This is a genomic window from Dolichospermum sp. UHCC 0406 (assembly GCF_009712025.1).
In the GTDB taxonomy this organism is placed as follows: domain Bacteria; phylum Cyanobacteriota; class Cyanobacteriia; order Cyanobacteriales; family Nostocaceae; genus Dolichospermum; species Dolichospermum lemmermannii.
Map to the genome: position 1 here is coordinate 42,379 of NZ_VILA01000028.1, position 9,940 is coordinate 52,318.

Below are 9,940 nucleotides of genomic sequence, written 5' to 3' on the forward strand. Positions count from 1 at the left end.
ACCACTTTTAATTAATTATGTTTCAAAACGAACTAACTAACTCTCTTCCTACTGTCACCTGTCACCTGTCACCTGTCACCTCTGATGATGATTACGTTAGTATCGCTTCTTTAAACCAATATTCCTATTGCCCTCATCGTTGTTGGTTGATTCATTGTGCAGGTGAATTCATTGATAATCAATATACTATTGAGGGTACAAGTTTACATGAACGAGTTCACACAGTTGGAGAACAAAACCGTGAGGAAACTTACCAAATACGGGCGATTTATCTCAAATCAGATCAATATAAACTTATCGGTAAATCTGACTTAATTGAGTTTGAAAATGGCGAATTTTACCCTATTGAATATAAAAGAGGACGTAAAGGAGAATGGGATAATGATGAATTACAAGTTTGCGCTCAAGCTTTGTGTTTGGAGGAAATGACAGGAAAAAATATCAATACTGGCTATATCTATTATGCTCAAACTCATCAACGGAAGTTAGTAGAAATTACCCCAGAATTACGAAGTAGTACGATTGCTACTATTGAAGCTATCCAAACGTTACTGTTTACAGGTGCTATGCCAAAAGCTGTCAAAACAAAACGCTGTGATGGTTGTAGTCTTTATTCTCGATGTTTGCCCCAAGTTGCTGATAAAGTTGGACGTTATCAAGAAGCAAATTGAGAAATTTATACTTGATACAAAAACCTTTCTAAAACTCTTTTTACTGTTACCTGTCACCTGTCTACTGTCACCTATTTTGAGGATTTAATTATGGGTACTCTTTACATCACACAAGATGATGCTTTTATTGGTAAGGTTGATGAACGGATTAATGTGAAATTTGAAAAGAAAATTCTTCAAGATATTCCATTTATTCATCTTGAAGGTGTAGTTGTTTTAGGACGAGCAACTATTTCGCCGGCTGTTGTAGATGAGTTAATGACTCGTCATATTCCTCTATCTTTTATCAATAAAATTGGTCACTATTTAGGACGGTTAGAGCCAGAAATGACTGGTAATATTTTCATTCGCAAGGCACAATGGCAAGCAGCAGGAGAAACCCCCCAATCTATTCATGCTGTTCAAGGCTTTGTTAGAGGAAAATTAAAAAATTACCGTCAAACTTTAATGCGTTATCAGCGTGAATTTAATGATCTTGATCTATCTAAAAATATTGCTCGCATTGAACAGGTAATTGCTGCAATTAGTTCAACTGAAAATATCAATTCTTTGCGTGGTTTAGAAGGTTCTGGTAGTGCTGCTTATTTTGGTTGTTTTGATAGTCTGATTCGTAATTCTAAATTTTCTTTTACTAAGCGTGTCCGTCGTCCACCTACAGATCCGGTAAATTCATTGTTAAGTTTTGGTTATTCTTTATTGCGTCATGATGTGCAAAGTGCTGTGAATATTGTCAGTTTTGATCCATATTTAGGATATCTACATTTTGATCGCTATAATCGCCCTTCTTTAGCTTTAGACTTAATGGAAGAGTTTCGCCCTTTAGTGGTAGATGCGGTAGTTTTATCTATTTTGAATAAGCAATTATTAACCCCAGCAGATTTTGTGACTGAACCATTAAGCGGTGCTGTTTCTCTCATTCCAGAAGGACGCAAAACTTTTTTGACTTTGTACGAAAAGAAAAAACTATCGGAGTTTAAACACCCAGTAATGGGACGTAAATGTACTTATCGAGAAGCTTTTGAATTACAAGCAAGATTACTGTCCAAGTATTTAATGGGAACAACTGATAAATATCCCCCTTTGGTACTGAAATAAAAATTCTCTACATCAACAAGGTATAACTTCGCACAAAATTTATGAATGTTGTTATTTCTTACGATATTTCTGAGGATAAACGCCGGACTAAAATCCATAGGATTCTCAAATCCTATGGTCAATGGGTGCAGTATAGTATTTTTGAATGTGAGTTAACTGATACTCAATATGCTAAATTGCGATCGCGTCTCAATAAACTCATCAAACCTGAAACCGATAGCATTCGCTTTTACTTCCTTTGTGCTTGCTGTTTTGGTAAAATAGAAAGAATTGGTGGTCAAGAACCCCCTGATCAGACGATTTTCTTCGCTTAATGCGCGGGTGGGTGGGTGTAAAAAACTCAGGTGAGAAAAAAATGACTGCAATCATCTCTACACAAGCTTTTTATGGAGTTCGTGGAGTTCACCCATCCGCGCACTTTGCACAGCAAGGGTTTCAGCTATTTTACTCCTTGACACTTTTTCTGAAATGGATTATTATAAGACTATCCGCGCAACTGAACCTTGAAAACTACATATATATAGGACTTCAGAACTCCGCGATTGCAATTTCACTTACTCCCTATTAGGGATTGAAACATACCAAGTTTTTAAAGCTGCTAATGCCGGATCATCTATTGCAATTTCACTTACTCCCTATTAGGGATTGAAACAATTTATTTCTCAATGAAAGCTATGGGAGAAAATTGCAATTTTACTTACTCCCTATTAGGGATTGGGGGTAAATGAGCAATCGTACAGAAAGTTACGCTAAGGCTGTAACCCTTACTGGATAAACATTCTGCTAATCAATATTTTTGACGATTCTCAAATTCTCAACGTACCAAATAAACTTAAGTTTTAAATGGTACAGTTTTATCCCTTTCAATCAGGATGTTACCAGTAGGCTATTAAGTCCTTATCGTAACTTTCTGCATGGCTGCTCATTTGACCCCCAAATCCAGAGCCGGTTTAAATAATGGTAATCATGTTTTACTCAAGAAACAAGAGGGGGATTTGGGCTTACGTCGATGTGATTAGGGGACCAAATAAGAAAGTTGAGGGCTTGAAAGGCTGGGTTAATTCTAATTATCTTTCTTGCACTAAAGAACCCATTGATTAAATTTTGAACATTTTCAAGGAAAATCTATGAAACCTGTTTTGAAGACCCAAAAATTAGCATTACCACAAGTACAGCAATACCTACAGTGGGCGAAGCGATCGCTATTTATCTTAGGATTCAGTTTAATAACTTTAGGTGTTAACGAATTATCAGTATTAGCCCAAACTCGACAACCAACTAATGCAGAAATTAAAAGATTACGTCAAGAACTTCAGCAACAAATTAGGAGAGCCAAAAATAATAATGTAGGTGCTGGTTATCTTCAAGATAGACGTACTCAAGTAGAAAAGAAGACAAGAGAATCCTTTGTACGTGCTTGGTCAAAGACTGAACCAGAATTAGCACCTTTCTTTGGTCGGTGGGTGGGATACGAAAATAGTAGTCATATTTATCCATCAAATAGTAAGGGTCGTGTTTGTGTTTTTGAAACAGCTGAAGGTTCTGGTCGTTTAACTACTGGTGTTTTCTCTAATGGAGTTATAAAAACCAATATTGGAGAAGTGCTATTCAAAGAAGGAAATTATTATTTAGGATCAGCATTCCTCAAAAATGGCAGATTTGTCGGCAATAATAGTGAGATTCCTTTACATAGTCCCAGACCTGTTGAATCACTAAGTGGATTACTTGAATATATATTTGAAGCATCAGAAAAAAATCAAATTTCTCAACAATTTAAAGCTGCTGATTGTACTTCTAGTTTACCAAATTCGTCTGCAAATACACTGAGAAAGCGATAGCGAAGCGCTCCGTAGGAATCGCCCCTACCAAATTCTTGAGGGAAATAGAGCGATAGCGAAGCGCTCCGTAGGAATCGCCCCTACCAAATTCTTCAGGGAAACGATCGCTTCCCCCTTCCTAAACATTGCCCCAAACAGATATAATAAATTCAAAACATGGAATTTCTTTTTGTTTACGTCACTTGTAAAGACCGTGCTGAAGCTCTTAACGTAGGTAGAGCCGTAGTAGAAGCCCGTCTTGCGGCCTGTGCCAACATAATTGACGGTATGGATAGTATTTATTGGTGGCAAGGTGAATTACAAGTGGAAAAAGAAGCGATTTTAATTATGAAATCCCGCCGTGATTTATTTGCAGAACTAACAGCTAAAGTAAAATCAGTACACTCTTATCAAGTACCTTGTGTGGTGGCTTTACCAATTGAACAAGGAAATCAGGATTATCTGAATTGGTTAATGGCAGAAACCAAGGCTACAGATATCACCAAATAGTTGCAAGTTTTACATTACCTTATTATTCAGGGAAACTAAAGAGCGATCGCCATCTCAACATGACCGATACCGAATATCTAGTTATTACAATTATGTTATAATCATCAAATATAATTTAGGTCAGGGCAGGGGAAACGCATCTAAATTATCTTGACAGAATACTATATTAGTGCATCAATATGGGAAAATATCTAACTTCATTCAAAATCTGATAAATTCCTTTATTAAAATTATAAAAATTTCATAAATTTAGAGTAATTATTTATTTTTAATGATGGATTTATTTTGTTCAGTTCTATATATTAATATCTATATTTTTTGGCATCAAAAATATAGATTCTATTGTAGAATCAACAGAAAAATAAATTGGTTATATTTATATTTGTCTATATTTTCTGATTTTTATCAGATACATTCTAAAATCTTCTCTAAATATTCATCATCCCATCCTGCACAAAACTGCTTACTTTTAGTTCCTAGTTTTTGGCTTTTTTCTTTTCCTAAAAGATTAACTGCTATATGACGAATAACTGCAAAGTTTTGTGGTGCATTATCCTTTCTTATCCGACAATCATCTTCTCTAAAAGCTACATCTAAAACCCAGTGTAATGAATTCTCTATACCCCAATGAGTGCGGACTGATTCTCCTAGTAATTTCGCATTATTTGTCAAACTACTTATATAATAGCCTGTCTCAACCTTCGTTTTTCCATTAAGGGGTTCAGACGGGATATCTGCAAAATGGGACACATTGTAAAGTTTTGTGTGCTTAATTCTCAAAACTCTTAATTTACCGTTGTTTCAGCTTCCATCTGAACTTGATTGTTCAAAATGAAAACATCCCAAAAAAGGGTTATTTATGAGCAAGTTTGAGAAGCTGAACCGCGTAAAAAGTTGATTTTAGTGTGCAAAAGTTGAATGTTTCTTTACCATTTTCGGGCAAGTTAGTAAATCACTAAATTGGTTTCTGCAACATTTATTTACAACGTGTCCCATTTTACCCTTATCCCGGCTTGACCCCAATTATACCCCCAACGCCAATGTAGATAATTATGCTTATCTCGTTCACCTTCAACACGGGGATAACTAACTATTGTTCCATTCTTTAATTTCTTATTTTCTATATACTGATATAAACAACCACAGGCATTAGATTTATCCGTACTTGAACTTTCCTCTAAGAATTTCTCAGTAAGTGAAGTTTCTTGATTTAATTCCTCAGTATCTACGTTTTCCTCTAAGAATTTCTCAGTAGTTATTGACCCCGGCAATTGTGGCAAGGTATTGAACTCTGTTAACTCCGATGGCGGCAACTCTGGGATCAAGAAGATTTCCTGCTGCCTGTCTTTGTTTTCTAATAGTGCCGTTGCCGGACGGGATTCCGAGGGGTCTAGCCAACTCGGCGGGATATCGTACCACTCGCTCAGGATAACCGGGTTTAGCACTTCGCCTTTGTGCAACAGTCCCAGCTTTTTCAATTGTGTTTCTAGCTTGGTTTGTCCAGGGGGTCGTCCGTTCCCAGTTGAGCTTAATGCACCGGGAGATTCCAACCAAAAGTAATCGTTGTCTAAGAAAAGGGGCTGCAAAGTGTCCTGAACATACACAAACCCATTCCGCATCATACCCGCTGCTGTCAATGGTTGTGACCACGCCCCTAAAATATGACCCTGTTGGTTGTCCTGGGTAATTGGGACAGGTGAGTAATCCGGTAACGTTTTCGATACAAAAGAATTTGGGCTGGATTCTGGCAATACTTTCCAGCACTGCGGGGAAACAGTCTCGTTCGTCGGTTGCTCCAAGTCGTTTACCGTTGATTGAGAAGGGCTGACAGGGTGCTGAAGCTGTAATAACGTCAATTCCTCTGATGTCTTGAACTGGTAAACCTCGCACGTCTCCGTAGTTGGGGACACCAGGGAATCTTTTAGAAAGAATGTCCGTACAGTAGTCTTCGTTGTCGCAGACTCCCATGAGTTGCCAACCTGCGCGGAGTCCGGCAATCCCAAAACCTGCACCAACGCCGGAGCATAAATCGAGTTGTCGCATTTTTCCTCTAAGAAAATCAAATTAACTTTGTTACCGACATCAAACCACCCCATTGAAAATCCCAGTTCCACCGCTCGACTGATAACTGATATTTCAGTGTTGAGGGCTTCACTGAGTTCTGTTGTGGAAGCTGCTGTACCATCACTTAGAAATAATGCTATTGCTCCCAATAATTCCCAATGTTCACTTAGTTGATTGAGATACCAAACAGGGCTTAAATATCGTTGTTTGATGTAGTCCGTGACAGTAATGGTGCGGTGTTCCCAAATGATGGTATGGCCATCGTAAGAACATGAACCGTTTTCCCAGGACTGACGGTAATCCCAGGGGGTAGTTAGTACATGAGTTGTCATTTTACTCACTCCCTAAATACGCTGTTGAAGCTGTTTCCCAGTCAAAGTTTTCAGCTTCTTTTTTGCGCTGCTGTGCTTCCCGGTTGTCATTTTCTGTGCGGTCAGTGACTCCGGGCATTGCCATTGTTTTAGTTAAAGCGCGGATATCAACTTGACGTTGTACTGTGTTATGCCAGTTCTGACGCTCGATTAAATCCAACTTTTGACAAACCAGCGAAGAAAATCGCATATCAAAATTTTCACTGCCTATATTAGCTCCAAATTTTTGCTCAAAAGCATGGCAGTTTGGGTTTTGGCAGACTGGCCATTTATCTTCCGAACTGTTGTAGTTAGGTATTATTTTTCGAGCTAAGTTGCGATTTATTACTCCGTAGTCTTGGCAACAAAAACAAGTCCATTTAGGGTAAAAAATCTCTTTTTCATCCTGTGACTGAGGTGCTTGTAAAGGCATCCTTTCAAATTGCGGTAAATCACTAAGATTCATAACTCATTTATCCAAATCAAATTATTAGAGTCAGCCCACTTATAAAAGCTGCGACGTTCTTTTTCTTGTGCTTTGTCTTCAAAGTAGAAAGCTACATACCCCATAGTGCGAATTTTGTTTAGCCACTCTTCTCGTTGCGGGTGGTTCTCCCATTTCGTGGCCTGCGTGGTGGAAACTTTACCTTGGGATTTTTCCCACTGCGATCGCAATTCCTCAAAATGCACTTCAATCCATCTTTGAGGCAATGTTGGAGCGTTAGGTAATCTATTGGCTTTATCTAAACCAAATTTTTCAAAATCCTCTCTCTCGCCATCTGATAAGTCTGAGAGAAAGTCTTGGTAAGTTTGATTAGTTTGATTAGTCTGAGGAGCGGTGTAATCCTGATTTGGCAAGGGTTCTAACTCTTGATTGGGGCTTAAATTAGCTCCTTCGGGGTTTAAATAATCTTTTTCGGGGCTTAAATTAGCTCCTTCGGGGCTTAAATAATCTTTTTCGGGGCTTAAATTAGCTCCTTCGGGGCTTAAATAAGCCGAACTATTATCCTGACTGGGTTTCGGCTTAGATTTAGAGGGAGATTTTAACCTATCGGCCTCAGCCCTAGCATTAGCAGCGGTGGTGTTATGACCCTGAATGACTACGGTGCGGTATTCATAAAGCCCTAGACTACGAAGTTTTCTGAAATCCTTTTCAACCGCTTCTACTGAACTACCTATAGCCACAGCGATTTCTGGAATAGAAGGGAGATCATGATATTTGATTTCACCATCTGTTGTATAATCAGCAAACGGGTCAATAAGCATTAAATAAAGCCAAAGACGGCATTGATTACCAGTTAACTTGTTGGTAATAACCAAAGCAGCGTCACGCTTAGAAATCATGAAATAACCTTGCATTCTTGATTCCTCGATAGGTTGTGGATTACGAACAGTGCGAGTTTTGGTTTTCATGGCTAATGCACCCCCAAAGTAATTGAGAGTAAATAACTGGTTATTGCTTCTGGTTGAAAAATATTGGTGAGTATGGCTATGCCACGCAAGCTATCACCACAGTCAAACCCTAAACGCTTGAAAATCATTGCTGACAATAGTTTCAAGACATTGGACTGTAGAAAAATACTGGTGAAAAAGTCTAATAAATCCGGTTTTATTGATGCTGAAGTCCAACAATCTCCTAGTTTGGACTGGAGACAGTGGAAAAATTTCTGATTATGAGTCATAATTAGGTTAAGAAATTTTATTTTTTTAAAGTTTGCCTTAACCATTTCCGTGGTTAAGGTCTTTTTTTACACTGGATTTCTGTGTACCCCCTTGCAGAAAAATTAGTTTTTGCTATATAACAAGAATATAAACTATAATTCTGCTAAATAACAATGATAGAACCTAAAGAAATATTAATTGAGGCGATAGAACAGGCAATTAGTGAAGGAATGACCAATGCCAAACTTTCTCGCGCGTCCGGTGTGAACAATAGTATGATTTCACGGTTGTTAACTAGAGAAAGAGAAGATATAAGGTCTGGAGATTTCTTTAAGCTGGTTTATTCATTGCCCCAACACATCAAATCAGCAACTTTGGCTAAGTTAGGGATGGTGAACTTTGACTTAGCGGCAATTGCGGCAAGCTCGCCTCCAGAGGAAAAAGCTAGAGTGTTGGAAGCGATCGCCCATTCTTTAACAGCGCAAAACAAAGAAAAAGCTAAAGCAGTGGCGTAAACTAAGAAACCTGATCCATTTGTTTAGAAATTGACTACCCCCCATTGCAAACTAAAGGTAATTAGATTAAAATTATTGGTGTGTAACTTATGGAAATTCCTAAGTTAGACGCTAGAGCGAAAAGAGTTTGATACTGTTGTGGTACTATTGGCAGTAACTATCTAATTTGCTATAAACTAAATATAATCTTAAAATACCTATAACGCAATATGAATCACAGAGAAATTTTAATTGACGCATTAAACAAAGCGATCGCCAGAGGAGAAACGGCAATCAATATATCTAAAATGTCTGGCTTTAGCAGCAGTTCTTTAAGTCGCTTAATGAATGGACTTCAGGAAGACTTATATGCCGGTTACTATTTCAGCATTTTGGATTGCTTAGATGAGGATATTCGCAAAGAAGCACTGACTAAACTGGGGATAAAAACCGAAGTTCACCCCGAAGAAATGGTGAAATATCTGAACGGACGGCAAATAGCGCAATTGATTCCGTTTTTAGACAAAGATGACAGAGCAGATATCATGCAAGCTTTGGCATTATCACTACGCTCATCTGACCAAAAGGTTTGCGCTTAAAACCGAATATAAACACAATTATCCAGTCCTTTGTCGTAGATAGTGCTAACATTCAGTAATTTGTAGTATTCTTGTATTATTTCCGCATCAAAATACTAGAACCTTAATCTTTAGAAACCGTAAATTTCACATCTGCTAAGACTTGTCAAGAACTAAGTGCAAATACTATCAATAATGTTAAGTCTAAGGATTAACTCGAAAATTTCTATGATGACTAAAGTGCATAATAGTACCAATATTTGCTAATTTAAAACTGTAAACATTGATTAAGCGATAGTGTTGATAGGATATTCCTAGAAGAAAAGGCTAGAATATTCAAGTGTCAACAAATTTATGCAGGTCAACAACAGAAAAGTAGAGAGTGTCAGGGTGACTGAAGATATTTTGAAGCAAATACTTAATCAATGCCATCAATTAGATGACACAGCCATTAGCAATATCATCAAAAATTTAGTTGATAAACTAGAGTATCAGGAAAAATCTACTCTCTTAGAACAGCTTGCTTCTGATGTGAGTCCAGAGGTCAAAGCAACTTTAGTAAAGCGGTTGTTGGCTGATGGTGGATTACAAGTAACATTTGGACAATCCCACGTAAACGTTACCAATTTCTATAACATTCAGTCTGCTTCTACAGAACAGTTATCAGATATTGTCTTAGCCATTGCCGATATCATCAGA

Annotated in this window: 13 protein-coding genes and 1 pseudogene; 8 read left to right on the top strand and 6 right to left on the bottom strand. The window is 37.7% G+C overall.

Annotated elements, in window-relative coordinates; all coding sequences use genetic code 11:
- The first annotated feature begins 17 nt into the window (after positions 1 to 17).
- The 5 genes from cas4 to cutA all read left to right on the top strand — a co-directional run bounded on the left by cas4 (position 18) and on the right by cutA (position 4,093).
- On the top strand, positions 18 to 671 hold the full coding sequence (cas4, locus tag FJR09_RS22530; RefSeq protein ID WP_015081716.1) for a CRISPR-associated protein Cas4: 654 nt from the start codon (positions 18 to 20) through the stop codon (positions 669 to 671).
- A gap of 90 nt (positions 672 to 761) precedes the next feature.
- The gene (cas1d, locus tag FJR09_RS22535) at positions 762 to 1,766 is read left to right on the top strand and encodes a type I-D CRISPR-associated endonuclease Cas1d (RefSeq protein WP_168652464.1); all 1,005 of its coding nucleotides are present in this window, start codon (positions 762 to 764) and stop codon (positions 1,764 to 1,766) included.
- 41 nt (positions 1,767 to 1,807) lie between these two features.
- The gene (cas2, locus tag FJR09_RS22540) at positions 1,808 to 2,080 is read left to right on the top strand and encodes a CRISPR-associated endonuclease Cas2 (protein WP_168652465.1); all 273 of its coding nucleotides are present in this window, start codon (positions 1,808 to 1,810) and stop codon (positions 2,078 to 2,080) included.
- An 813-nt stretch (positions 2,081 to 2,893) separates the two neighbouring features.
- Positions 2,894 to 3,604, top strand: a complete 711-nt coding sequence (locus FJR09_RS22545) for a hypothetical protein (RefSeq protein WP_168652437.1) — start codon at positions 2,894 to 2,896, stop codon at positions 3,602 to 3,604.
- 156 nt (positions 3,605 to 3,760) lie between these two features.
- Positions 3,761 to 4,093 (top strand): divalent-cation tolerance protein CutA, encoded by a 333-nt coding sequence (cutA, locus tag FJR09_RS22550; RefSeq protein WP_168652466.1) that lies wholly within the window; start codon positions 3,761 to 3,763, stop codon positions 4,091 to 4,093.
- A 405-nt stretch (positions 4,094 to 4,498) separates the two neighbouring features.
- On the opposite strand, the pseudogene FJR09_RS22555 reads toward cutA, so the two are convergent.
- The 6 genes and pseudogenes from FJR09_RS22555 to FJR09_RS22580 all read right to left on the bottom strand — a co-directional run.
- Positions 4,499 to 4,810, bottom strand: a pseudogene (locus tag FJR09_RS22555) (ISAs1 family transposase); the annotation flags it as partial.
- 263 nt (positions 4,811 to 5,073) lie between these two features.
- Positions 5,074 to 5,373, bottom strand: a complete 300-nt coding sequence (locus FJR09_RS26290; RefSeq protein WP_371725675.1) for a hypothetical protein — start codon at positions 5,371 to 5,373, stop codon at positions 5,074 to 5,076.
- Complete coding sequence (locus FJR09_RS26295) at positions 5,342 to 6,136, bottom strand: DNA (cytosine-5-)-methyltransferase (RefSeq protein ID WP_168654191.1); 795 nt, start codon at positions 6,134 to 6,136, stop codon at positions 5,342 to 5,344. Before FJR09_RS26295 ends, FJR09_RS26290 begins: the two co-directional genes overlap by 32 nt.
- A gap of 354 nt (positions 6,137 to 6,490) precedes the next feature.
- Positions 6,491 to 6,973 carry a hypothetical protein gene (locus FJR09_RS22570; RefSeq protein WP_168653344.1) on the bottom strand — a complete coding sequence of 161 codons (483 nt, stop codon included), beginning with the start codon at positions 6,971 to 6,973 and terminating at the stop codon, positions 6,491 to 6,493.
- On the bottom strand, positions 6,970 to 7,920 hold the full coding sequence (locus FJR09_RS22575; RefSeq protein WP_168653343.1) for a hypothetical protein: 951 nt from the start codon (positions 7,918 to 7,920) through the stop codon (positions 6,970 to 6,972). The genes FJR09_RS22570 and FJR09_RS22575 overlap by 4 nt, the downstream gene beginning before the upstream one ends.
- 2 nt (positions 7,921 to 7,922) lie before the next feature.
- On the bottom strand, positions 7,923 to 8,189 hold the full coding sequence (locus tag FJR09_RS22580; RefSeq protein ID WP_168653342.1) for a hypothetical protein: 267 nt from the start codon (positions 8,187 to 8,189) through the stop codon (positions 7,923 to 7,925).
- A 153-nt stretch (positions 8,190 to 8,342) separates the two neighbouring features.
- On the opposite strand from FJR09_RS22580, the gene FJR09_RS22585 reads away from it, so the two are divergent.
- The 3 genes from FJR09_RS22585 to FJR09_RS22595 all read left to right on the top strand — a co-directional run.
- Entirely contained in the window at positions 8,343 to 8,684 is a 342-nt protein-coding gene (locus tag FJR09_RS22585) for a hypothetical protein (protein WP_148766578.1), read from the top strand.
- Between the two features lie 209 nt (positions 8,685 to 8,893).
- A complete protein-coding gene (locus tag FJR09_RS22590) occupies positions 8,894 to 9,262 on the top strand; it encodes a hypothetical protein (RefSeq protein WP_168653341.1) in 369 nt (122 codons plus the stop codon).
- Between the two features lie 333 nt (positions 9,263 to 9,595).
- Positions 9,596 to 9,940 (top strand): hypothetical protein (locus FJR09_RS22595; RefSeq protein WP_174783377.1); only part of this gene is annotated, 345 nt, incomplete at its 3' end.

Coding starts and splice junctions, on each gene's coding strand:
- FJR09_RS22570 (WP_168653344.1), bottom strand. CDS start 6,973: ATGAATCTTAGTGATTTACCGCAATTTGAAAGGATGCCTTTACAAGCA.
- cutA (WP_168652466.1), top strand. CDS start 3,761: ATGGAATTTCTTTTTGTTTACGTCACTTGTAAAGACCGTGCTGAAGCT.
- FJR09_RS22580 (WP_168653342.1), bottom strand. CDS start 8,189: ATGACTCATAATCAGAAATTTTTCCACTGTCTCCAGTCCAAACTAGGA.
- cas1d (WP_168652464.1), top strand. CDS start 762: ATGGGTACTCTTTACATCACACAAGATGATGCTTTTATTGGTAAGGTT.
- FJR09_RS22585 (WP_148766578.1), top strand. CDS start 8,343: ATGATAGAACCTAAAGAAATATTAATTGAGGCGATAGAACAGGCAATT.
- cas2 (WP_168652465.1), top strand. CDS start 1,808: ATGAATGTTGTTATTTCTTACGATATTTCTGAGGATAAACGCCGGACT.
- cas4 (WP_015081716.1), top strand. CDS start 18: ATGTTTCAAAACGAACTAACTAACTCTCTTCCTACTGTCACCTGTCAC.
- FJR09_RS26295 (WP_168654191.1), bottom strand. CDS start 6,136: ATGCGACAACTCGATTTATGCTCCGGCGTTGGTGCAGGTTTTGGGATT.
- FJR09_RS22590 (WP_168653341.1), top strand. CDS start 8,894: ATGAATCACAGAGAAATTTTAATTGACGCATTAAACAAAGCGATCGCC.
- FJR09_RS22575 (WP_168653343.1), bottom strand. CDS start 7,920: ATGAAAACCAAAACTCGCACTGTTCGTAATCCACAACCTATCGAGGAA.
- FJR09_RS22545 (WP_168652437.1), top strand. CDS start 2,894: ATGAAACCTGTTTTGAAGACCCAAAAATTAGCATTACCACAAGTACAG.